9 protein-coding genes are annotated in these 24,840 nt (G+C 55.4%); 7 read left to right on the top strand and 2 right to left on the bottom strand.

Annotated features, from left to right (window positions below):
• Positions 1-74 precede the first annotated feature (74 nt).
• Complete coding sequence (locus tag TGAM_RS08865) at positions 75-788, bottom strand: biotin--[acetyl-CoA-carboxylase] ligase (RefSeq protein WP_015859366.1); 714 nt, start codon at positions 786-788, stop codon at positions 75-77.
• Between the two features lie 94 nt (positions 789-882).
• On the opposite strand from TGAM_RS08865, the gene fba reads away from it, so the two are divergent.
• The 4 genes from fba to rbcL all read left to right on the top strand — a co-directional run bounded on the left by fba (position 883) and on the right by rbcL (position 7,430).
• Positions 883-1,728, top strand: coding sequence for a class I fructose-bisphosphate aldolase (fba, locus tag TGAM_RS08860; RefSeq protein WP_015859365.1), 846 nt, complete (start codon positions 883-885; stop codon positions 1,726-1,728).
• Positions 1,729-1,814: 86 nt separating this feature from the next.
• Positions 1,815-3,602: a pyruvate/oxaloacetate carboxyltransferase gene (locus tag TGAM_RS08855; RefSeq protein WP_015859364.1), complete on the top strand. Its 1,788-nt coding sequence runs from the start codon at positions 1,815-1,817 to the stop codon at positions 3,600-3,602.
• A 47-nt stretch (positions 3,603-3,649) separates the two neighbouring features.
• Positions 3,650-5,971: an alpha-amylase family glycosyl hydrolase gene (locus TGAM_RS08850; protein WP_238516205.1), complete on the top strand. Its 2,322-nt coding sequence runs from the start codon at positions 3,650-3,652 to the stop codon at positions 5,969-5,971.
• Between the two features lie 124 nt (positions 5,972-6,095).
• Positions 6,096-7,430: a type III ribulose-bisphosphate carboxylase gene (gene rbcL / locus TGAM_RS08845; RefSeq protein WP_048811311.1), complete on the top strand. Its 1,335-nt coding sequence runs from the start codon at positions 6,096-6,098 to the stop codon at positions 7,428-7,430.
• A 46-nt stretch (positions 7,431-7,476) separates the two neighbouring features.
• On the opposite strand, the gene TGAM_RS08840 is transcribed toward rbcL, so the two are convergent.
• Positions 7,477-8,565, bottom strand: a complete 1,089-nt coding sequence (locus TGAM_RS08840; protein WP_015859361.1) for a VIT1/CCC1 transporter family protein — start codon at positions 8,563-8,565, stop codon at positions 7,477-7,479.
• 113 nt (positions 8,566-8,678) lie between these two features.
• On the opposite strand from TGAM_RS08840, the gene TGAM_RS11295 reads away from it, so the two are divergent.
• The 3 genes from TGAM_RS11295 to TGAM_RS08830 are packed head-to-tail and all read left to right on the top strand — an operon-like array spanning position 8,679 to position 24,661.
• Positions 8,679-8,849, top strand: a complete 171-nt coding sequence (locus tag TGAM_RS11295) for a hypothetical protein (protein ID WP_169302018.1) — start codon at positions 8,679-8,681, stop codon at positions 8,847-8,849.
• Positions 8,846-22,318 (top strand): CARDB domain-containing protein, encoded by a 13,473-nt coding sequence (locus TGAM_RS08835; protein WP_094745790.1) that lies wholly within the window; start codon positions 8,846-8,848, stop codon positions 22,316-22,318. Before TGAM_RS11295 ends, TGAM_RS08835 begins: the two co-directional genes overlap by 4 nt.
• A 51-nt stretch (positions 22,319-22,369) precedes the next feature.
• Complete coding sequence (locus tag TGAM_RS08830; protein ID WP_238516204.1) at positions 22,370-24,661, top strand: tetratricopeptide repeat protein; 2,292 nt, start codon at positions 22,370-22,372, stop codon at positions 24,659-24,661.
• Positions 24,662-24,840 lie beyond the last annotated feature (179 nt).

Genomic DNA, 24,840 nt, shown 5'->3' with positions numbered 1-24,840 from the left:
AACTAAACCAAGAACACCTGAAAAATAGGACCTTATTTAACTTTTCTATAAAATTTTCGTCAGAAAGACGAAAACTAACTGAAGCGCAGGGACACGTCACCGTAGAGAACCCTAACCGTATTCTCTTCACCCTTGAGGATTAGGGCTCCCGAGTTGTCTATGTCCACCGCGATACCCTCGGCGATGATTTCTCCGTCTTCGATTATCCTGACCCTCTTTCCCAGTACTGCACTGCTGCCCTTCACGGCTTTCAGTATCTCCCCGTGCCTCCCGTTTCTGAACAGCCCATACCAGCGGGAGAGGTTCCGCAGCACTCTGTTCAGCACTTCTTCCAGATCGATCGCCCTTCCCAGGACTTCCTTCATCGAAACCGCGCTCTCCCTCAGTTCATCGGGGATCTCGTTGTTGACGTTCAACCCTATTCCGAGCAGGGCAAAATGGTTGAGCCTGCACTCGCTAAGGATACCTGCTATCTTCTTTCCATCAACGAGAACGTCGTTTGGCCACTTTAACTCCCCTCTGATCCCGTACTCGTGGAGGGTGTCGAGAACCGCCAGGGCTCCAACGAAGACCAGTTTTGTAACGTGCTCCGGACCCGATTTTGGCTTTAGGATGACCGTCATCCAGAGACCTCCCTCAGGGGAGGCCCATCTCCTTCCCTTCCTCCCACGTCCGGCCGTCTGTCTCTTCGCTACCACCACAGTCCCTTCGGGGGCCGTTGGGGCTATCCTCCTGGCGTACTCATTGGTCGAGTCGACTTCATCGAGCGTTATGATGTTCCACTCCATTTCTCATCCCTCCCCTCTTTCTCAACCCTATTTTATACAGTTTCCGGGGAAAACCTTAAATTCTTCTTCAAATATATCACTCACGGTGATGCAAATGGACGCGTACCAGAACGTGGGCATAAAGAGGAGGATGAAGCGCTTTTTCAGGAGGGACGGGAGGGCGTTGATCTTCGCGATGGATCACGGCTTCGAGCACGGGCCTACCGACTTCGAGCCCGTCTGGGAGCACGTTAACCCGAGGGCCATCATTAGAAAGGTCGTCCGTGCAGGGATAGACGGCGTGATGATGCTCCCCGGAATCGCGAGGATTGCAGGCGATGAGGTGAAACCAAACGTCGGCCTCATGATAAAGCTGACCAGCAAGACAAACCTCCGTCCGAAGGAAGACCAGCTTCTCCAGAGCCAGCTGGGCTACGTTGAAGACGCCATAAAGCTCGGGGCCGATGCGATAGCGGCGACCGTCTACTGGGGTTCGCCTCAGGAAGATGTAATGATGCGCCAGTTCGCGGAGATAGCGAGCTACGCCCACGACCTCGGCTTCCCGGTTGTGCAGTTCGCCTATCCGCGCGGACCGTACATAAACGAGAAGTACGGCAAGAAAGAGGACTACCGCGTCGTCATGTACGGGGCGAGAGCTGCGGCAGAGAGTGGCGCGGACATGATAAAGACCTACTGGACTGGCTCAAGGGAGACCTTCGCAAAGGTCGTTGAGGCTGCTGCAGGAGTTCCCGTCCTACTGAGTGGTGGAGCGAAGACCGAGAATCCAGTTGACTTCCTGAAGGTTGTGTGGGAAGTCATAGAGGCCGGCGGCTCTGGAGCGGTCGTCGGGAGGAACATCTTCCAGCGTGAGAACCCGGAGCCCTTCATAAAGGCCCTTCTTCGCGTTGTCCACAGGAACGAGGACCCGGAGGAGGCAGCTAAGGCAGAGGGCCTGCTCTGATTTCGACAGCTGTCTAACTCCTTTTCTTTTGCCGTCGTAAGGCTTTTAAAGGCTCCGCTTCTGTGGGCATTAAAAGGGTGAAGAAAATGGCAAAGGTTGACATAATTGACACAACCTTTAGGGACGCTCACCAGTCACTCATAGCAACCAGACTAACGACTGATGACATGCTAAAGATAGCGGAAACGATGGACAGAATCGGCTTCTACTCGATGGAGGTCTGGGGAGGGGCGACCTTCGACGTCTGCATACGCTACCTTAAGGAAGACCCCTGGGAGAGGCTTCGCCTCCTCAGGGAGCACATAAGGAAGACGAAGCTCCAGATGTTGCTGAGGGGCCAGAACGTGGTCGGCTATAAGCACTATCCCGACGATGTTGTAGAGAAGTTCGTCGAGCTGGCCCACAAGAACGGAATAGACATATTCAGGATTTTCGACGCCCTCAACGACGTCCGCAACATGGAGGTCGCGATAAGGAAGGCCAAGGAAGTCGGAGCTGAAGTACAGGGGGCGATAGCATACACAACCGGCAAAGTCTTCACGCTGGAGTACTACATGAAGAAGGTCGAGGAGCTCCTAAAGCTTGACGTCGACGTCATAACGATTAAGGACATGGCCGGCCTGCTTACCCCCTGGAAGATCTACGAGCTGGTCAGCGAGATAAAGGAAACCTACGGCATCCCCGTTAACGTCCACACCCACTCGACGACCGGAATGGCGGTGGCCGTCTATCTGAAGGGTGTTGAGGCGGGTGCCGATTACATAGACACTGCGATAAGCCCGCTCGCCTTCGGAACGGCCCAGCCTGGAATCCAGACGATATGGCACGCCCTTCCCGAAGCGGTCGGGAGCCACCTCGACAGGGAGCTGATCCACAGGGTCTCCCGCTACCTGAAGAAACTGCTCGAGGAGAAGTACTGGGGACTGCTCCACAAGGAAACGCTCATTGTGAACCCCTACGTCCTCAAGTACCAGGTTCCCGGCGGGATGTTCTCTAACCTCATCGCCCAGCTCAAGGAGATGAACGCCCTCGACAGACTCGATGAGGTCCTCGAGGAGATTCCCCGCGTTAGAGAAGACCTCGGCTGGCCCCCGCTCGTGACGCCGACGAGCCAGATAGTTGGAACTCAGGCGGTTCTCAACGTTCTCTTCGGGCGGTACAAGCAGATAACGCAACAGGTTAAAGACTACATCAGGGGCCTCTACGGAAGGCCTCCAGCGGAGATAAACCCCGAGCTCAAAAGGCTCGTCCTCGGCGACGAGGAGCCGATAAAGGAGAGGCCGGGGAGCCTGCTCAAGCCCCAGCTTGAGGAGTGCAGGAGAAAGCTCGAGGAGCTCGGCTACCTCCACAAGGAGGAGGACGTTCTAACCTACTGCCTCTTCCCGGAGGTTGCCCTCGAGTTCTTCAGGGCGAGGGCTGAGGGGAGGGTGAAGGTCGAGCTTCCAAAGACGGCATCAAAGGTCAAGGTTTACGTCAACGGCGTCGAGTTCGAGGTCGGAATTGAGGGTGTTGATTTGAGCGCTCTCAAGTACCTGTCGAGGGTCCAGGGAATTACCCCCGCTCAGACTGGTTCCCCTGAGCCTGTGCAGGTTTCGGCTCCTGCTCCAGCTCCTGTGTCAGTTCCTGCTCCTGCCTCTACTCCAGCTCCTGCGAGTGCTTCGCCCAACACCGTTACCGCCCCAATGCCGGGTAAGATTCTTAGAGTCCTCGTGAAGGAGGGGCAGGAGGTTAAGGCTGGTCAGGGTTTGCTTGTGCTTGAGGCTATGAAGATGGAGAACGAAATTCCCGCTCCGAAAGACGGTGTTGTGAAGAAAATCTACGTGAAGGAAGGCGACGCCGTAAACACCGGCGACCCACTGATCGAGCTCGGGTGAGCAAAACTCTAATATACCCTTTCCTTTATTCACTCTTGGTGATACATGTGGGTAAGAATGTTGTCCTCGCACTCATCTTTCTCCTGATAGGGGGAGTTTTCGCGGCTGGATGCCTCGGCGGCGGTTCAAATGGGGCTTCAACGACGTCCGGCTTTTCCCAAACTACATCGAGTACAACGACCACAGTGTCCTCCTGCTCTACCTCAACGACTTATTCCACAACCACTTCCACGATATCCACGACGACTCAAACGAGCCAAACAACCACCTCACCTACAGCAACCCCTTCACCGGGGCCCGGCTACAAGGTGATTTACCTTACGACGTCCTCCGGTTCCTGTCCGTCCGGAAAGATTCCGGTGGAGTTTGTTTACAACCCCGGAAACAAGACCGTGAAGCGCGTAAGCCTCAGGGGAACGTTCAACGACTGGAGCCAGTGGCTTATGCACAAAAAGCCCGATGGAAGATGGGTTCTCAGGATATGCCTCGCCCCCGGAACCTATGAGTACAAGTTCTACGTCGATGGCCACTGGATAAAGGATATGTCCAAGGCAGATCCAACGGCAGATAAATACGTCGATGACGGTTATGGCGGGAAGAACGCCGTTAAAATAGTGGGAGGGGCCTCCTCCCTCGTGATTGAGCATGATCCCCTTGATCCGGCCTACCTTTCCATAGCGGACACCAGGACGGTGGTGCGCTTCGAGGTCAATCCGGGACTGGTTGATTCGGCGGTTCTTGTTACCACGATCGGGAACTTCACGATGGAGAAGCAGGTCTGGTGGGATTCCGGTGAAGTGTGGCGTGCCGAGCTCCCTGTGGGGTCTTTTGACTACCACTTTGTCCTCAACGTAAACGGTACAGAGTTCATAGTTTTCAACAGCTCAGAGAGCCCCGAGCTCCATTTCGACGGCGTTAACCGGTTCCCCCAGATCGAGTGGGTCAGCAGTGCAATTGGTTACCAGATCTTCCCTGACAGGTTCTTCAATGGAAACCACAGCAACGATGCACTTGCCCTCGATCACGACGAGCTGGTCTATAATGAGCTGACGAACGAGAAGCCGATCCTCTCAAACTGGAGCGATCCAATAACACCGCTCCACTGCTGCCACCAGTACTTTGGGGGGGACATAGCGGGCATAACTGAGAAACTCGACTACCTCAGCTCCCTCGGCGTCAGGCTCATCTACCTGAACCCAATCTTCCTTTCGGGCAGCGTTCACGGATACGACACGTACGACTACTACCGCGTTGATCCGAAGTTCGGAACCGAGACGGAGCTCAAGCTTTTCCTCAGCGAGGCTCACAAGAGGGGAATAAAGGTGATCTTTGACTTCGTCCCCGATCACAGTGGAATCGGGGCCGACCAGTTCCTTGACGTGTGGAAGAACGGAAGGGAAAGCCAGTACTGGAACTGGTACTTCATAAAGCGGTGGCCATTTAAGCTCGGCGATGGGAGCGCCTATGAGGGCTGGTGGGGCCTGGGGAGCCTTCCAAAGCTCAACACGACGAACCCGGAGGTAAGGGAGTACCTCATAGGTTCCGCGCTGAAGTGGCTCGACTTTGGCTTCGACGGGATAAGGGTTGATACCCCTGCGGACCTCGTGAACGCTGACGAGTTCTTCCGTGAGTTCAGGGAGAGGGTCAAGGAGAAACATCCCAACGCCTACCTCGTCGGTGAGATCTGGACGCTTTCACCGGAGTGGGTCAAAGGAGACAAGTTCGACTCCCTCATGAACTACGCCCTCGGAAGGGACATCCTCCTGCCCTACGCCCGGGGAACCCTAAGTGGAAAAACCGCCCTCAACCTTCTCGGAAAGTACTACGCCTCCTACGGTGAGAACGTCGTTGCTATGGGCTTCAACCTCGTCGATTCCCACGATACCTCGAGAGTCCTCACGGACCTCGGCGGCGGTAAACTGGGGGATAAGCCGAAACCAGAGGCAGTTAAGCGGCTCAAGCTCCTGTCGGCGCTCCTCTATACTCTGCCCGGCATGCCCGTTACATTCCAGGGTGACGAGTGCGGCTTCCTCGGGGACAAGAACCACTACGACGAGCAGCGCTATCCGCTCCAGTGGAGTGAGTGTAATGTAAGCCTCGTTGAGCACTACCGGAGCCTTGGAAAGCTGAGGGAGAGCATCCCCGCGCTGAGCAGTAGCAAGATCAGCTTTTATATGGCGAAAGATGGTGTAATCGCCTTTTTCCGCGGGCACAGAAACGAGATCCTCGTAGTTGCTAACAACAGGGATTCACCTACTTCCATCCCCCTTCCCTCTGGAACGTGGAAGGAGGCATGGCCCGGAAACGGGAGTTATCAGAACAGCCTTGAGGTTCCGCCCGTGAGCCTGATCGTTCTCCGGCGTGGCTGATCCTTTTTCTTTTCTCTGCCCATATCTGGGGCGAAAGTTTAATAAGCCCCTCTTTCCAAGTTTTTTGCCCCCTGCCAGAAGGCTTAATAGCCGGAGGGGAGAAAATCCGTTGAGGTGGTTGAGAATGGTTGAGAAGTTCGACAAGATATACGACTACTACGTGGACAAGGACTACGAGCCAAACAAGAAGAGGGACATCATAGCGGTTTTCCGCGTTACCCCCGCCGAGGGCTACACCATCGAGCAGGCCGCCGGTGCCGTCGCCGCTGAGAGCTCGACCGGAACGTGGACAACCCTTTACCCCTGGTACGAGCAGGAGCGCTGGGCCGACCTTTCCGCTAAGGCCTACGACTTCATAGACATGGGAGACGGGAGCTGGATTGTCAAGATTGCCTATCCGTTCCACGCCTTCGAGGAGTGGAACTTGCCCGGCCTTCTCGCGAGCATAGCCGGGAACGTCTTCGGAATGAAGCGCGTTAAGGGCCTCCGCCTCGAGGACCTCTACTTCCCCGAGATAGTCCTCAGGAACTTCAGCGGGCCCGCCTTCGGTATCGAGGGCGTCAGAAAGATGCTCGAAATCTATGACAGACCGCTCTACGGCGTCGTCCCTAAGCCAAAGGTAGGCTACTCACCGGAGGAGTTTGAGAAGCTCGCCTACGAGCTCCTCTCCAACGGTGCAGACTACATAAAGGACGACGAGAACCTCACGAGCCCCTGGTACAACCGCTTCGATGAGAGAGCAGAGATAGTAACGAGGGTTATTGACAAAGTCGAGAACGAGACCGGCGAGAAGAAGACATGGTTCGCCAACATCACCGCCGACATCCGCGAGATGGAGAGAAGGCTTGAGGTCCTGGCAGACCTTGGGCTCAAGCACGCGATGGTTGACGTCGTTATAACCGGCTGGGGAGCGCTTGAGTACATCCGCGATTTGGCGGCCGACTACGGATTGGCCATTCACGGCCACAGGGCGATGCACGCGGCCTTCACGAGGAACAAGTACCACGGCATCTCGATGTTCGTCTTGGCCAAGCTCTACAGGATTATAGGAATTGACCAGCTCCACGTCGGAACCGCCGGCGCTGGAAAGCTCGAGGGCGGTAAGTGGGACGTCATCCAGAACGCGAGGATTCTCAGGGAGGAAACCTATAAGCCGGACGAGAACGACGTCTTCCACCTTGAGCAGAAGTTCTACGGCATGAAAGCAGCCTTCCCGACCAGCTCAGGTGGCCTTCACCCGGGCAACATCGAGCCCGTCATAGAGGCCCTCGGAAAGGACATCGTTTTACAGCTCGGCGGCGGAACCCTCGGCCACCCGGACGGGCCTGGGGCTGGAGCGAGGGCAGTGAGGCAGGCGATTGACGCGATAATGCAGGGAATCCCGCTCGACGAGTACGCAAAAACACACAAGGAGCTCGCCAGGGCTCTGGAGAAGTGGGGCCACGTTACCCCGGTCTGATCTTTTTGTCTTTTCCTTACTTCTCTGAACCTCAAAAAAGATGGGATCAAAGGGTCGAAACGTGGAACAGGTTCTCCATGAGCCTTCCAAAGAGGTAGCTCAGGAAGGCCGCTCCCAATCCAGTTGAGACCATCTCCGCTATTTTTGTCTTCAGTGAGATGCCCGAGAGGAGAGCTATGAGGGTTGCAACCACCGCCAGCGCGGCCCCAGCGAGCCCTATTGAGATTGGAAGGGCAACGAGGGAAGAAGGTGCTATGAAGTAAGGCAACACGGGAAAGAGGACGCCTAACAGGTAGGCCACTCCCGTGTAGACGGCAGACCGAACCTCGTTTTCTCCTCCGCTCTCTCCAACGAGCAGCTTCATGATTGCGTCGTGGTTGGAGGAGAGCCTCTCTGCAACTTCCCTCGCGACCTCCTCGGGTATTCCAACTTCGGTTAACTTTTCGAAGAGCTCATCCCTCGCCCGCTCCGGGGACACTTTGAAGAGAACCTCCATTCTCCGCCTCACACTCTCGTTTACCTGCCTCTGGGATCTTACCGAAATGAAGGCCCCTATCGCCATTGAGAGGGCCCCCGCAACTCCGACTATGAGGCCGCTTATCCCGACCACCCTCGGTGAATTCACGTAGACTGCTGAAAGCCCGGTAACCGCCCCGAGGAGCTCAACCAGACCGTCGTTCATTCCAAGTACTAGATCCCTGACGTTTTCTGCATGGAACCGCCTTTTGGTTTCGGCAAAGAAGTGCTCGTGCTCTAGCTCGTCGAGGATAACTCTGGACAGCTTGATCCTCTCTTCCTCGCTTAAATCGAAGCTTGTGAGAAAGCGGTAGTACTTTTCTATTGCCGAGTTCTCTCCCATTTCGAGTAGAGATGCCACCGCTCCTGGGCCGAGCAGCTTTCTGAGCAGTCTGACCGATGCGATTCGGAGGTGTCCCACCCTAACCCTGGGAATTTCTGCGTTTCTTCTCTTCAAAAAATCGTGCCAGAACTTGGCGTGCTTTGCCTCTATGTTCGAAAGCCTGAGGAACTCGTTCCTCAACCTCTCGTCCTTCTCACTCTTCGCGAGGCTTGAGTAGAGAACCGAGTCCTGATACTCATCGGCGTAAAACTTCCTCGCGAGCTCGATCTCCTCCATTCTCTCACCCCTACGATCTTGTTTCAGACCTAGAAAAACGTTCCGGGTTTGATGAATTTCTTCAAACCCACATCATATGTAGTTTGAAACCGTAGTCTCTCCGGTGGGTTAAGATGGTTGGTGTATCCTCCCCACCCATGGAACGAATCGATCTTGAGTTGGTGAACTTCATAGCTCGGAAAACTGGGCTGGATCGAAAAACTATCGTGAGTGTGCTTGAGGCTGAGGAAGACTTCCTAACACTTCAAATAACTAGGAAACTCGTAGAAGGTGGTGAGAGATGAAGGTAATTCCCCTTGTAATCCTGTTGATTCTTTTGGGCTCAATGATACCACCTAATGCGATATCCTTTGTGCCTGCATTCTCATCTGGCAAGCCGCCGGATCTGGAGGTTCACGAGGCGGGATATCGCGTTGGGAACGAGGGTGTCGAAGTTTTCTCAACCGTGAGAAACAGGGGAGGAAGTGCTGATTCATTCAACGTGACCTTCAACTTCGTTCCTCCTGTAACGCCTCCAGTGCCACGCAGAATAAGCTTTGTCTGGGAAAATACGAGCGAGCTCATTGCGAATTCTGCCAAAGTCACCTCGGGAGCCTACGTCAGAGGTGGGAGCGTCGTCCTGAATGCTGATGACGGCTATCTCATCTACGAACTGCCCTTCGAGCTGAACTTCTTTGGAATCCCCGTCAGGAACATCTCCGTGAGCACCAACGGCTACGTGGAGTTGATGGTGGAGTATGAGGATACCCTCTCGGCGGGGGACTACGGGGTGTGGGACCTTCTCTCGGAGGAGCGGAGAGACTTCATAGCGGCCCTCGATGATGACCTCGAAACTGAGGACGGCTATCTCCTCGTGGCCGAGCTTGAGGACGGCGTTCTCCTGGAATGGTTCGGGGCAACCTACGAAGACTACGACTCAGGGAACTATCCCGTGAACTTTCAGCTGCTCATATTCTCCAACGGAACGATCGTCTGGAGCTACCGTCTGCTGAGGGCATCATACCTCTCGGGGAAGGCGGGCTACTTCTCAAGGGTCGCCCTTGAGTCCACCGAGGTATCGCCCATGGAGGGGAGGAGCTACATCGTGAACGTTCCCTCCGTCACACCCAGTTCGCTCAAGGTCCAGGTTTCCGGCCTGGAAGGTGGCGGAAGCCTCAACCTCTCGGTTGAGTCGCCCATTTCCGAGGGCTACGTGAGAATAACGGCCGATAGGGAAGAGCTCCTCGGGGACGAAGATTACTCCGACAACTTCGCCGAGCTGTGGTTCTGGCCGGGGGACTACTGGATAGAAGACGCGAGCGTGAGTAACATCACCCCCGGTGAGGTGGTCGAGATCAACTTTACGGTGAAGACGAGCTCCAAGCACCCGGAAAATGTCGAGGTCAGGCTTCTGAAGAACGGCAAAGTTGAGGAGGCCAGGCTTCTGAGCGGCTTCTCCAACGGAACCCTTGACGGAAAGCTGTTCTGGCTCGCCCAAGGCGGGAACTACACCCTAACACTGGAGATAATGGCCATGGGAGATACAAACGGGAGCAACAACGCCCTCCTCCTCGGCGAGTACTCCTTCCCGCTGCCCAACTTCAGGATAGCCAACTACTCGGTGGAGATACCCAACTGTCTGGGGGCGTCGGCAGATATAGCAGTCAATGTCACCAACGACGGGGGGCTCAACTGGAGCGGCGTTGATGTGAGGGCCCTGATACTCTACGACGACAACCGCTCCTCTTCATCCTGGGCAGGCATACCCTTCCTTCCGGCAGGAGAAAGCTTCGAAGTTCACTTAAGCCCGGGCGTGCTGGCTGGAAACGTTACGGGCGTCCTGATAGAGGTTGATCCCTACGACACGGTGGAGGAGTCCAACGAAGGGGACAACTCGGTTGAGGTTCCCTACACGCTAGCAGTGAAACTCCCGGACTTCACGGTTGAGAGGATAGACGTCCCCGGAAACGTAAGTTCGGGCAACCGCTACTACGTGAACGCTAGCCTGAGGAACCTGGGCGGCTGCTACGCTGGAAGCGTCAGGGTCAACCTCTACGAGGACGGGAGCTACGAAAGCTCAGCTTACGTCGAGATCAACGGAACCGCGAGGGTAAGCCTAAGGTGGTGGCCGTCGAGGGTCGGGTGGGTAAACCTCACCGTGAGGGTTGACCCCTACGACAGCGTGGATGAGCGGAGGGAGGACAACAACGAGCTCACGGAGCGGGTTTTCGTAAACGGCCCCGACGTGACGATAAAGAGCGTAAAGCTCGTGGACTTCGACGGCATCGCCGGCAGTCCTGCAACGTTCAACGTAACAATCAAGAACCTCGGGGAAGGTTTCACCAGCGGCTTCTACGTTGCCCTATACGGAGGCATAGGGACTGAAACCATCTACGTACCGGGCGGGCTTTCGGCTGGAGAGGAGAGGAACGTAACAATAACCACCTACGCCAACGGCGGCAACGTCACGCTGAGGTTCGTGGCGGATGCCTACAACTGGATAGTGGAGAGCAACGAGTCCAACAACGAGTTCCTTTATGCTTTGAGCGTTCCGAGGCCGAACTTCCTCGTGGAGTCCATAACAATGCCCGAAAACACCGTTGGCTACGTCCCCGTTAATGTAACAATCCGGAACGCTGGAAGCCCGTACAACGGCACGACCTTCCCGCTCAGGATCAAGCTGAGTCTCGGCGGTAATTCGGAGTACTGGTACGTTTACGACTTCCTCGATAGAAACGGGACGAAAACTTTGAGCGGAAGGATAACGCTCCAGGCCCCGGGCGATGTCGCCAACGCCACGATTTTTGCCAAGGTAAACGAAACATCGAAGTCCGACAACTGGCTGGCGGTAAACGTCACCACCGGCTATCCAGACCTGGTTCTTGGTATTCAGGCCCCGGAGCTTTCGGCCGGGGAATACAAAGCCGTCACCTACACTGTGAGGAACGTCGGGAACGTGACCCTCATGGCGGATCACATGACCCTTGAATACGGCATCAAACACGAGAATGGGGAGAACGTTACCGGATGGCGCTGGCTCTGGAACATTGTTCTGGAACCCAACTCTACGCTGGAGGTTCCCCTCTACTTCACCTTTAACGGCGGAAGGAACGTCCTCTTCGGAACGATAGACGAGGGCGATAGGTGGAGGGAGCAAGACGAGGGCAACAACAACGCCAGCCTTGTCCTGGACCTCGGCAAACCGGACTTCGCAATAGCCAACTATTCGATTCCTGGGGAGGTGCTCAACGGCACCGCCTACCTCTACCGCTCCTACGGGATAAAGGTGAACGTTACCAACCTTGGGGAAGATTTCAGAGGCTCCCTGTGGATCCAGCTCCTCGCCGATGGGAGGAGTGCTTACTCAGTCTGGGTGAGCAAGCTTAGAAGCGGCGAAGGCAGGGAGGTCACGCTCTACTATCGGCCGGAGCCCGGGAAGCACAACCTCACCATAGCCTTGGACTTGAGGAACGACTGGATCGAGGCCAGGGAGGACAACAACAACGTCAGCCTGAGCACCGACCGGTTCGGGATTCCCGAGTTAGTCCCAGTTGGAATAACCTGGGAGCCCTACAACTTCACGTCGGGGGAAAGGGTAACCTTTTCGGCGTTCATCAAAAACCTCGGCCATTCCTTTGAAAAGTCCTTTGCCGTGAGGATAGAGCTGTGGAACGGGAGCGAGATGCTGAGCTCCGGCTGGGCCTACTCACCATCCGGCTACGCCATGGGGAGCAACGAGACCAAGGAGTTCAGGTGGACGTGGTACAATGCAAAGCCCGGAAACCTGACTGTCAAGGTGGTGGCGGACTACTACGACGCCATTGAAGAGCAAAACGAGAGCAACAACAACTTCACCGCGGAGATAGGCTCCGTTGGAACGCCAGACTTCGAGCTAAGCAATCTGAGCGTCGGCGAGCTGGCCTACGGAAAGGCCGTTGATATAAACGTCACCCTTAGGAACCTTGGAGAGGCCATATACAGGCCCTTCTCGGTTCTCTTCAACATCAGCGGGGAGCTGCATTACGTCATGGTCTACGGAATGGCCGCTAACGAAACGCGCACGGTAACTTACCGCTGGTACGTGAACCAGGTTGGAGACGTTAAGGTATCGGTTAAAGCCGACCCCAGCGATCTCATCGTCGAGGCTGACGAGACCAACAACTGGGTCTCCGGGAGCTATTTCATAGAGATCCCTGAGCTGTGGATAGAATCATACTCATGGGTCAAAGATGATCTCGCGAGGGGCTACGTGACATTCCGCGTGAACGTCACCAACTCCGGCGGAAGCACTTACAGAGGATTCTACCTCGCGATGTACATCGACGGGACGAGGAAGGTGCGGAAGTGGGTTCCATCTCTGCTCTCCGGTGAGACCAGAGAAGAGGCTCTGAGCTGGAGGGTCGATGCCGGAGGGAGGCACGAGGTTCTGCTGGTCGTTGACGACGGGAACCTGATACCAGAGACCAGCGAGGACAACAACGCCGCAAGCACGAACGTAACGGTGGAGCTTCCGGACATTGAGGTGGAGAACGTCTCCGTCCCGGAGATGCACGCCAACGCGGTATTTACGGTGAACGTGACGCTGAGGAACTCCGGGACAGAAGACATCGAGAGACCCTTCCTCGTGGCGGTCTTCCAGGACGAGAGGTATCTCGGGGGAACGTTCGTCAGCTCGCTTCCGGCCGGGAACTCATCAACGGTGGGCATCGCCATCAGACCCTACCCCGGGGACTCCCTTCTTAGGGTCGTCGCGGACCATTACGGTTCAATCGTGGAGACCAACGAGACCAACAACGAGTTCTCGAAGGGCATCCATGTAAAGGCTCCCGACATCAAGGTCGTCTCCCTCCTCCCAAGGGTGCCTGAGTACTCCGGAGAGGAGGTCAACGCAACGGTAATCATCAGGAACGTCGGTGACTACGGAACCGGGACGTTCTACGTTGCCCTCCGCCACGATGGGAAAACGCTGGGCGGGGGATATGTAAGGAACCTCCTGCCGGGGGAGGAGAGAAACGTCAGCATAACCTGGAAGGCGGACGCCGGCAACTACAACCTCACAGCCATCGCTGATCCTTATGGGGCTATCCGCGAGTGGGACGAGGACAACAACGCGTTGATGGTGGAGGTCAGCGTCCCAGCTCCTGATCTGAGAGTCGTTGGACTGGAGCACTCGGACGTTATCGCGGGTGAGTACATGGACTTCACGGTGGTCATCGAGAACGCTGGTGAAAGGACATTGTTGCCGTTCTATGTAGGGATATACGCCAACTCCACCCTCGTGGCCGTCAGGAGGATCCACGGCCTCTCCCCGGGCAGAAACCTTACCCTGAACTTCGAGAACGCCTGGAAGGCCCGCTACGGCCAGTATGTACTCCGCGCGGTCGTCGATCCTTACGATGAAGTTTCCGAGGTGGCGGAGAACAACAACGAGGTTGAAGTCCCAGTGTTCATAACGGACGAGAGGGCCCCGGTGCTAAGGCTTGCCTACCCAGGAAACAGGAGCTTCACAAACGAGCCCCTTGTCGGGGCGTTGCTGAGCGACGAAGGCTCCGGGATGGACTACTCCAGAACCGAGATGAAGCTTTACCTCAACGGAGCTCAGGTGGAGGGCTCCCCCGCCGTTTCATGGGGGTGGCTGGTGTTCCAGAACTCCACGCCTCTTGAGGACGGCAACTACACGGTTCTGATCAGGGCGGTGGACAGGGCAGGGAACTCCAAGGAGTACCGGTGGTGGTTCGTCCTCGACAGAAAGGCCCCGGAGATAGCTACCAACGTCCTCAACGGAACCCTGTACAACGGCAGTTTCATGCCGGAGATAAACGTGACGGATTCGAACCTGAAGGAGTACCAGGTAACGATCAACGGCAGGGACTACCGCGGAGAGATCATAAGAACCGACGGGAGCTACCTCCTTGAGGTGGTTGCCCTCGACAGGGCTGGAAACGAGGCCAGGTACTCGGCGTGGTTCAGAGTGAACGGGATTCCCCGCCCGCCCTCCGGCCTCGTCGTCAACGTCAGTGACAACTACGTCACCCTGAGCTGGCTCCAGAGTGGGGACTCGGACATAGCTGGCTACTACGTTTACAGGGACGGCGTGAGGCTCAACGACGAGCCGATTGAGGTGACGACTTTCAGGGATATCTTCACGGGCAGTCTGAACTACAGCGTCACGGCGGTTGATTACATGGGGTTCGAGAGCGAGCCCGCGTTCATCTTCCCTGCAAGGCTCATGATAACCGCCGGAAAGGTCTACGTGGGCTATCCTATGAGGGTTTACGTCGATGTGGAGAACCTCGATGGCTATGCAAACGGAAGCCTAAGCCTCCAGCTCGTTGATGTTTTCGGAAACGTCATTGAGCGGCTAGAGAAGGGAGTGGAGCTCCCAGAGGGAAGTATCAGGGAGAGCTTCGACGTAACGGTGCCTTCTGGTCTCGGATCCCTGAAGGCCGTGCTCACCGTGGGAGACTCCTCGACCCAGGCCCTCCTCCCGGTTGAATCTGTTGAGGTGGAACCCCCGGAGATAACCGTTGGAAAGCTTCAGACGGGCCTCCCGGGTCTGGTGGAAGTCAGGATAAAGAACTACGGCGATGCAGAGCTGGACACGTCCAAGGCCGTCCTCAGGCTGGGAAACGTCAGCGGTGAACCCCTTGAACCCCTGCCGGTGATAGGGCCGGGAGAGGAAGCGGTCATTCCCTACCGGCTCGTGCCCCGGGAAAGAGGGACTTACGAACTGATGTTCAGTCTTGGATCCCTCGTGAGCACCAGAGAGGTTGAGGTGAGGGACCCGGTGGCAAGTCCTGTCATGGTGCTCACCGAGAACTTCGTCCGGGGCGGAGAGGGCAGGATTCATGTGACTTTCAGGAACACGGGCTCCGCACCGCTCAGGGTTACCGGCGTTGAAGTTCTTGGCATGCGGAGAGACCTCAGCGTTTTCCTCCCACCGAACCTCTCGGTAGTGACTTCCTTTAACTATGTAGTTCCTGCCAACGTCTCGGAGATAACCCTGAATGCTACGGTCTTTACGGACGTTGGGACTTTTAAGAGGAGTGTAACGGCCGGAACTGAGAAACCGCCCTACAACGCCAACGTCACCGTGCGGCCGGCCTTTGAGGTGGATGACACCGTGCTGATAGAGGGCTTCGCCTACAACGAGAGCGGTCTTCTGGCCAACGTCCCTGTCAAGGTAGGCATTGTCAGGGGAGACTTCGTGAGGGAGTACCTGGTTATCACCGACGGGAGCGGTCACTTCAGGATGAGCTTCACCCCCTTCAGAAACGAGGCCGGCCACTTCGTGGTGAGTGCCACCCACCCGAGTGTTCTCGTGCCGGAGAGGGACGCCGAGTTTGACATCGTCGGGCTCACGCTCAACCCGGACGTTTACCAGCTCATCGTTACGAAGGAGTTCAGCGGGGAGATAGAGGTTGAGCTCACAAACCACTGGAAGGCCTCGAACGTCACCGTTGAGGTTTCCGCACCTTCCGCCTACAACGTCTCAGTACCGGAGAGGATAGAGCTCAAAGAGGGCATCAACCGGATAAAAATAGGACTGTCGAGCGAGAACGCCGTTAACAGGAGCATAGTGATAACCTTCAGGACGACCCAGCTCGGGATGGAGGTCGAGAAGAACCTGACCATCGAGGTAAGTGTCCTCCCGCCGGCCCCGAGGATAGAGGTCGAACCGCGCTCCCTTCAAGTTGGAGTCCTTACCAACGAAACCAAAGGGGTAACGCTGAATATCAAGAACGCGGGCTTTGAGACTCTGAGGAACGTCAGCGTGAACTCACCCATCGAGTGGGTCAGGGTGGTTTCGAACTTCACGGAGCTGAAAGCCGGGAAAGAGGCTTCGATCGGGCTCTACATAGCCCCGCCCGATAACGCGACCGGAACGTTCGAGGGCAGGCTGAGGATAAGCTCCGCCAACTACCCGGACGTTTACATTCCGATAAGGGTAACCGTCACACCGAACGCAACCGGCTTGGTAAGGATAACAGTGATGGATCCCAACGCAACGAGGCTGGAGGGGGCGGAGGTTACCCTCTACAACGAGTACGCCCACTTCGAAGGAACCACCGATGAAAACGGCACCGTGGTCTTCGGCGGCGTTCCAATGGGGGACTACACCCTCATAGTAGGAGAGAAGAGCCACTACACATCAACAAAGAGGATTACCGTGGAGCCGGGCGTGGAGAAGAACGTAACAGTTGTTCTGATGCCCTCCATCCTCGAAATCAAGTGGGAGGTCGTACCCGTAACGATACAGGACGTCTACGTCATAAAGCACGAGATAGGTTACACCACCTACGTCCCGGCTCCGGAGATAAAGACCTACGGAGGTGATTTGGAGGTCTACGTGGACTACAAAAAGCTTGCGGAGCTGGGTGTCCTCGAGTTCAGGGGACAGCTGATAGTAAGGAACACCCACCGCTACGTCTCGGTCTTCAACGTGACATTCAACAGCGGAGGGAGCCACTATATCGATGTCGAGTTTCTGGTCAACAGGATAGACGAGTTGAAGCCAGGGGAGAGCGTCGTGGTGCCCTACGTGGTGAGGGTCTACTACCAGCGCTCTCCCCCAATTAACCCGTGCCTCCACGAGACGAAGGTCTTCACTCTCAGGGCGGGCGTTGTGTGCGTTGAGGAGGCAGGGAAGATAACACTGAGAGCTGAAAAGGTTCACAAGATAATAGTCAAACCGACGTGCGACGGCTGCTGGAAGTCCCTCCTTAACATTGGGGCACACGTCGTCTTTGACACGCTGATTGATAAGATGGGGGACGTCTTCAAGAACAACGAGATTATGAAGGAGTCCGGGGAGAAGATAGTCCAGAACCTCCAGGAGCTTTACGATGCCTACTACGAAATGAGCATGAACCCAACCGACGAGACCAGGAAGAACTTCGCAAAGAAATATCAGGAGGTCAGGGCCAACTTCCTCAAGATACTGAAGAGCGCCTCCGTGAAGTATGGGGAGAAGTACTTAGAGGATTACCTCTCCGCTAAGGGGATCAACTTTGAGCTGATAACCGATGAAAACGGAACTGTCGTCGGCTTCATTTTACCTCCTATGGATGGCTACATGTACCCCAGCGTTATGAGCGTTGTTCGGGTGGAGAACGGCAACGTCCAAGTGGACTGGGGAAAGGCAAAGGATCTAGTGGATAAGCTGAGTGGTGGAGTAATCTCGGAGCTTGAGGAGGCCGCCAAGAACTTGCCGGCGGTCAAGGTCCTGGATCTTATAATTAAGCTTGTCGACGACTACACACCAAAGATAGCCGAAGCTGGCATGAACTGTGCTATCTGCCTCTGGGGCAACAACTGTACTCCACCCAACCTCGGCGATCCCAAGCCCATCCAGCTCATAAGGAGTGGCTACCTACTCGGAAGCGGATACGGCGACGGTTTGGCCGGTGGAGGAGGAGGTGGTGCCGGAGGAGAGACGAGCGTTGGCAGGTTCACCTGCGAGGGGCTTCCCACGATAAAGAAATCTGGCAGCTCAGGGAGTTCAAGCACCCGGGCAAAGGCCTGTCCCTCATGCTTTGGGCTCTCCAGCCTGCCTGGGGAGAGGAAGGTCTGCGTAAACGTCCCGCTCAGGGACACTCCACAGCTCCCGGCCCAGGAGGGCGGAGAGACACCCACGAACAAGCTCCACATGTGCGTTGACCTTGTGATAACCGTCGAACAGAGGCTGGCCTTTGAGAGGCAGGCCTTCAGGGCCTCGCTGAAGTTCACGAATACAAACTCCAACTACAGCCTTAAGGACGTGAACGTAAGCGTGGTGTTCTTCGACGAAAACGCCAAGGAAGTGACAGACAGGTTCTTCCTTAGGCTCGACGAGTCTGAGGGCATAGTCAACGGCGACCTACCTCCCAGAGAGGCGGCGAGGTTCAGATGGCTCATAATCCCCAAGGTTGGTGCTGCAGAGAAGTTCAGGACAAGGTACTACGTCATAGCGAACGTTACTGGAAAGGTCGGTAACACCACCCTCGTCTTCGAAACCTGGCCCGCGGTGATAGAGGTCGAACCGGTGCCCCAGCTTGAGCTCGACTACGTAATCCCGAGGAAGGTCTACGGTGACGATCCGTATACTCCTGAAGTTGAGCCGCCGGTACCTTTTGTCTTCGGCGTGAGGGTGAGGAACGTTGGCTACGGCGAGGCGAGGAACCTTAGAATAGCCTCTGCCCAGCCCAGGATAGAGCGTTCCAACTACCCAGGCGTCTACATAGACTTCAGGATCATCGGAACGCTCCTGGATGGAAGGAAAGTCCCGAACAGCCTGAACATAAACTTCGGAAACATTGGGCCGGGGGAGAGCTCAACCGCCGCGTGGATAATGACCGCTGAAGTCACCGGAGACTTTGTATACTACAACGCCACCTTCAAACACAGTGACGAGCTCGGTGGCGAGGAGACATCCCTGATAAGGGCCGTCAGAACACACTTCCTCCTCAGAACCTTCAACGATACAGCAAACGACGACGGCATGCTAGACTTCCTGGTCGACGACGATGGAGATGGGATTCCCGAACTGATAATAGACTCGGATGGGGGCGATTACACCGTTTTGGTTCTGAACTTTACCGAGGAGTATGGAACTGGCTTTAGGAAGATAGTGCCCTCGGTCAGGAGCCCTGACTGGGTGTACTTGGCAGTCCCCGTTTGGGGCTACACAATGGCGAGGCGGAGCGACGGAGAGGAGCCAATAACCCAATGGATCGAGAATGGCACCCTCCACATCCTCGACCTCGGAACCCCGGAGTTCTACATCCTTAAGGCAAACCGCCCGCCGGTTCCAGTGGTGAAGGTCATAGGGGAGCCCATCGTTAACAGCACTGTACTGCTGGACGGATCTCTAAGCTACGACCCTGACGGCAGGATCGTGAGGTACGCCTGGATAATCGGAAACGAGAGCTTTGAGGGGCCGGCTGTGAACTACACCTTCACCGAACCCGGGAACCACACAGTTGTCCTGACGGTCTGGGATGACGAGAACGAGAGTGCCTCTGTAAGGGAGGTCGTTTACGTCTACACATCGGCAATGTTCAAGGTTACGGGTGAGATCTCCCCAGAGTGGGGCGTCGTTCCCTTCACCCTGAGCCTGACGGTCAACGTTACCAACACGGGGGACTTGGCCGGAGTTTACAACGCCACCCTAAGGCTTGACGACGAGCCCATTGCTTGGAGAACCGTCGAAGTTGGGCCCGGAGAAACGGCAAACGTAACCTTCAGGGTCGAGATAACAGAGGCGGGAAAGCACACGCTGAGCGTGGATGGTGAAACCTGGACAGTCACCGCCTACAGAAACGTCAGCAGGGAGGAGTTAGAGGCCTTCACATATTCCCGGGACTTCGGCGACGGCTACACTCGCTGGGAAGAGTTCAGGCAGGACTTTGTCGACTGGGCAACGGGTGTTTTGGCCAACGTCTCCCTCCCGGAAACCGGGCTTGAAGTGGTACTTAACGAGAGCGTCTCGGAGTGGACCCTCATTAACTACACCGAGAGCCTCACAACCGAAAGGGGCTGGATAAACGCCACCTACGAGAGAAATGCCACCATCGTCGGCATAACGGGCTTCAACTACACAACGGTGAGAATAACCCAGAGGGTTACTCTCTTCGCGAACACGAGCAAGAAAGCTGACACTACTCCGCCCGAGATCAGCGTCTCGCCGGCCAGCGGTGTTTATGAGGAGATTCCAGTCCTCAACGTCACGGTAATAGATGAGAGCAACGTAACCGTCTGGGTTGAGGTGGAAGGCGCGAGGGAGAACATGACGCTGGTGGAAAAATCCGGCAACCTCTCCCTCTGGAGCGGGAGGCCGTCTCTCAGCGTGGGCAACAACACCGTGGTGGTTGTAGCCGAAGACGTCTTTGGAAACTGCGCCAATGAGACGCTGTGGCTCTATCTGAACCCGCGCGCGCCACTCATAACCATCGAGAGTCCTGCTGAGAAGATATACAACTCAAGAACCATCTGGTTCAACTACACCGTGCTGGACGACGATCTGCTCGGTGTCAAGGCGTACCTCGACGGGAGGCTGATCTCCACGGAGCCCGTCGCGGGCCTAAACCTGTCGCTGGACTATGGAGGCCATAACTTCACGGTGGTTGCCTGGGACGTTAGCAACAACGTCAGTGAAACCGTAACCTTCCGGGTGAACGAACCACCGACGGTGAACTTCACCTGGGATGCCGAGCATCTGACGGTGGCGTTCTCAGCTCTCGCCGACGACCCGGACGGGATAGCGGGCTACCTCTGGAACTTTGGGGACGGCTCCACGAGCGACGAGACCAACCCGACCCACGTCTACGCCGCGGGCGGTGTTTACACTGTCACGCTTACGGTCTGGGACGCCTACAACCTCAGTGCCACAGCCTCAAAGACCATTGAGGTCTTTGCCCTCGTGAACGAGAGCAGGGAGGAGAGTTACACCTTCACCAAGGACTTCGGCTTTTACAACACGATCTCGTGGGAACCGTTCAAGGGGGAGTTTGAGGCATGGAAGGAGGAAGTCCTCCGTAGCATAAACGTCCTTGTGGATGAATTTGAGGAAGTGTGGGAAATTGAAACCGGGAACTGGAGCATCGTGAGCAGAGCTGAGAGCCTCGTTCCCGGCTCAGGCTACGGCTGGATAAACGCCACTTACCTTAGAGTGGTCAGGGTGAGAGGCATCATCGACCACAACGAGACCCTGCTGAGGATAACCCAGAGCGTTGCCCTCTTTGCGAACGCGAGCAACCTGAGGGACACCGAGCCACCCAGCCTGAAAATCCTCTATCCCGAGAACAAAACCTACGATCACAACGTTACCGAGATACGCGTTGAGGCGAGTGACTCGAGCGGGGTGCAGGTCGTTTTCGCTGAGGTGGACGGCAGGTGTGTTTCACTCCATCAGGCTGATGGGATCTGGAGGGCCGCTGTGAACCTTGGAGACGGGCACCACAGGATTGTTGTGACTGCTGTGGACATATGGGATAACACGAGGAGCAAAGTCGTTGAGTTCACGGTGAACACGAGCGTTGAGGTCATATACATCAACGGGACGGAAGTCATTAGAGTGCCTGGAGAAATCAAGAGCAGGGTCAAGTTCAAAGGTGACGCCTTGAGGGTAATCCTCGGGCTCAACGGAACAAGGACGTACTTCCACTTCCCACCAGGCGGGAGAGTGGTCATAGACGAGTGTCTTAAGGAAACTCCCTGGCTTGTGATCAGTAACGGCATGAAAATGGTGGGTATTTCTATAAAGGAAGGAGAGCGTAGAGAAGGGGCCTTCAAGCATAGAACGAAGACCATACGGGCTGAAGTAACCGGTGAAGGGTACGCCGTGCTCTTGATGCCCTTGGAGGGGATGAGAGTAGTGAGTGTTACCCTTGAAAAGGATGGGATAACCTACAAGCTAAGTGAAGGCATGGGCAGTGTAGGATACTACGGAGCGCTTGGAGAGTACGTTTACGTCCTCATTCACGGTGCTTCCACAGTCCATATACAGCTTGAAAGCCCGGCGCGGAGATTTGATCCTTACTGGGCGTGGTTCCTACTCGGCATGAAGTGGGAGAAGAGATACCTGGAGCTCAAAGACACTTTCGAGGCAATTGAACCCAGAGCGGAAGAGGAGAAGATCTTGGAGAAGGCTTTGGCTCTCCACAGAAAAGCAGAAGAGTACTACCTCTTCGGGAAGATGTACTGCCTGCACGACCCAATGAGGTATGCAATCTACATGAGAAGGGCTTACTTCCTGGAAAAGAGGGCCTTGAAGCTGCTGATGAGAGCTCTATAAGTCTCGGAAGTGATTTATACCCCCTTCTCCTATTTTGTTTGGGGGATCGTGGTGGAGCCAATCTCCCTGCTTAAAGTTCTCTCCAGCGAGACAAACCTCCAGATACTGTCCCTGCTCAGGTCGGGCTCTTTTCACCCGAGGGAGCTCGCAAGACTCCTTCATAGGAGCGAGAGCGACGTTTCTAGGAGGCTTAAGAAGCTCGAAAAGCTCGGCCTCGTTGAAGGGAGATGGGTTCGGCTGGGCGATAGAAACGTGAGGGTGTACTCCCTCAAAGTGGATGAAGTGAAGATAGACTTCCTCCCCGAAAAGGTGCAGGTTGATATCGGGGAGAAGGAGGACTATACAGTCCCCATAACCGCGGGAGAGGTTCCAGAAGTTAAGTTCTTCGTTGGAAGGGGTGAGGAGATAGAGATCCTCAGGAGCTCGAAGGGAAAGCTGGTTGTTGTGTATGGGATAGCAGGAATAGGAAAGACCAGCCTGCTGGCGAAGGCCTTTCCTGAGGCGTTCTGGTACACCTTAGACGGGTCGGAGAGCATGGAATACCTCGCGTGGCAGCTGGGGCTTTACCTCAACTCCCTCGGGTACACGGCACTTCTCGAATACCTCCGAAGTGGCGGAAAGGGAGAGAGGGAAATCTTCGAGCTTATCTTGGACGGGTTGGAGGAAACAGAAAGCGTCGTCATAATAGACGACCTCCACAAGTGCCAAGACGATGCCGTGAAGAGGCTTCTGACGTACCTTGCAGGGAAGCTTAGGAACGGCACCGTGGCCGTTGCATCGAGGATCAAACCGATGCTGGGCATAGAAGGTGTGGTCTACATAAACCTCGGCGGTCTGAAGCCCAGGGAAGCGTACGAACTAGCCAAGAACGTCCGGGGCGAGGTCTCGGTCGAGGAGTTCGCGAGGATATACAGGATAACCCGGGGCCACCCACTGGCCATCATACTCCTCCTTGAGAGCCCCGAACTGAGCGAGGAGGTAGTTAGGGAGAACTTCTTCGAGTTCCTGTTCATGGAGATATACCAGTCCCTCAGCGCGGACGAAAGGCGAATGCTGTCGATTCTCAGCCTGTTTGAGGGGCCGCTTGAATACGATGCCATAAAGACCCTTTACGGCAAAAAGAACGCTTTCCCCGTTCTCCATTCCCTCCTCAGGAAGGGTCTGGTGGAGAGGAGGGGAAGAAACTACTTCGTCCACGATATGCTGAGGGGCTTTTTAAAGGAGGCCGAATCGGTGAACTCCAAGGAATATTACCTGACCTATGCAGACTACCTCCTCGAAAAAAATAACCCGCACGACTTCCTTAAGGCCTTCGAGTACACACTCAAAGCCGGTGCCTATTACAAAATCAAAGACCTAGTGCTGTTGAGGCTGAAGAAGTTCAAGCACGTGGTAGGGGACTTCCCAAAAACGTACCGGAGGATACTCATTCAAGTAAGCGACAACCCCTATGCCAAGGCCGAGCTGGGAATAATATACTTCACCACAGGCTTTTTCCAGAAGGCTCGGGATATTTTAATGGAGGTCGAGTACGAGGTCGAGGGTATATTTAGGGCGGAGGTCGTGGGCATCCTCGCCGACGTACTGATCTCGATGGAGGAATTTGAAAAAGCCGAAGAGTATCTTGAAAAGCTGCAGAGGCTCGCGGAAGAACTGGACGATCCGGACGTTTGGCTGTGGTACTACATGGAGAAAACAAAGTACGAGTACTACCAGGAACGGCCCGAAAAGGCCCTGGAGAGCGCGTTTAAGGAGCTTGAGATCTCACGGAGGCAAGCCAATCTGCCTGAGAATGAGGCGCTCGTGCTTCTCCACATAGGTGATATATACCTCGAAATGGAGATGCCCGAAAAAGCTGTGAGGTACTACAAGGAAAGTCTCGAGGTATCAAGGGTCTATGGGATGCTCTCCCTCGAACACCTAGCCTATATGGAGTTATCAAAGTGCCACTATATACTCGGGAACTATGAGAAGGCCATTTCCTACGGCACTAGGGCAGTAGAGTACTTCACGAGGATCAGAAACTACAGAAGGACTGTGGATACCCTAGCCTACCGTTGCGTCTCGTGGATAGCTCTGGACGATGCTGAAAGAGCAGAAAAAGACGCGAGGGAAATGATAAAGATAGCTCACGGTACAGGATATCCTCTAGGGTGGGCTGGCTACATCTTCCTCGGCACGTCTAAAATACTCAGGGGCCAAGATGGCAGCGAATACCTCAAGAAAGGTAGAGAACACCTTAAAGAATACCCCTGGCTCTACGATGCTGTTATGGAGGAACTTGGAAAGGTCTTCGACACGTCGCTCCTCGAAGAAACCACTACAGCACCGCAAGCCAATTAAATCTCTCAACAACTTAGCTAGGCGGTCTAAAAGCCGCCGATTTTCAATGAAACATAATCGGGACCAAAAATACACGTTATTGCCCAATTTTGGGGAAGAAACGCCTATTGTAGCTTTTCCAACATTTCGGTATTGAACCAAAAAATTATTATACCTTGAAGGACTAACCTTGAACACGA

Source organism: Thermococcus gammatolerans EJ3, assembly GCF_000022365.1.
Taxonomy (GTDB): domain Archaea; phylum Methanobacteriota_B; class Thermococci; order Thermococcales; family Thermococcaceae; genus Thermococcus; species Thermococcus gammatolerans.
Note: the sequence above shows the minus strand (reverse complement) of the source record. Positions and strands in the feature narration are given on the sequence as shown.

What these genes read in the sequence shown, in the direction of transcription:
- rbcL (WP_048811311.1), top strand. Translation starts at nt 6,096, where the DNA reads ATGGTTGAGAAGTTCGACAAGATATACGACTACTACGTGGACAAGGAC.
- TGAM_RS08855 (WP_015859364.1), top strand. Translation starts at nt 1,815, where the DNA reads ATGGCAAAGGTTGACATAATTGACACAACCTTTAGGGACGCTCACCAG.
- fba (WP_015859365.1), top strand. Translation starts at nt 883, where the DNA reads ATGGACGCGTACCAGAACGTGGGCATAAAGAGGAGGATGAAGCGCTTT.
- TGAM_RS11295 (WP_169302018.1), top strand. Translation starts at nt 8,679, where the DNA reads ATGGTTGGTGTATCCTCCCCACCCATGGAACGAATCGATCTTGAGTTG.
- TGAM_RS08835 (WP_094745790.1), top strand. Translation starts at nt 8,846, where the DNA reads ATGAAGGTAATTCCCCTTGTAATCCTGTTGATTCTTTTGGGCTCAATG.
- TGAM_RS08865 (WP_015859366.1), bottom strand. Translation starts at nt 788, where the DNA reads ATGGAGTGGAACATCATAACGCTCGATGAAGTCGACTCGACCAATGAG.
- TGAM_RS08840 (WP_015859361.1), bottom strand. Translation starts at nt 8,565, where the DNA reads ATGGAGGAGATCGAGCTCGCGAGGAAGTTTTACGCCGATGAGTATCAG.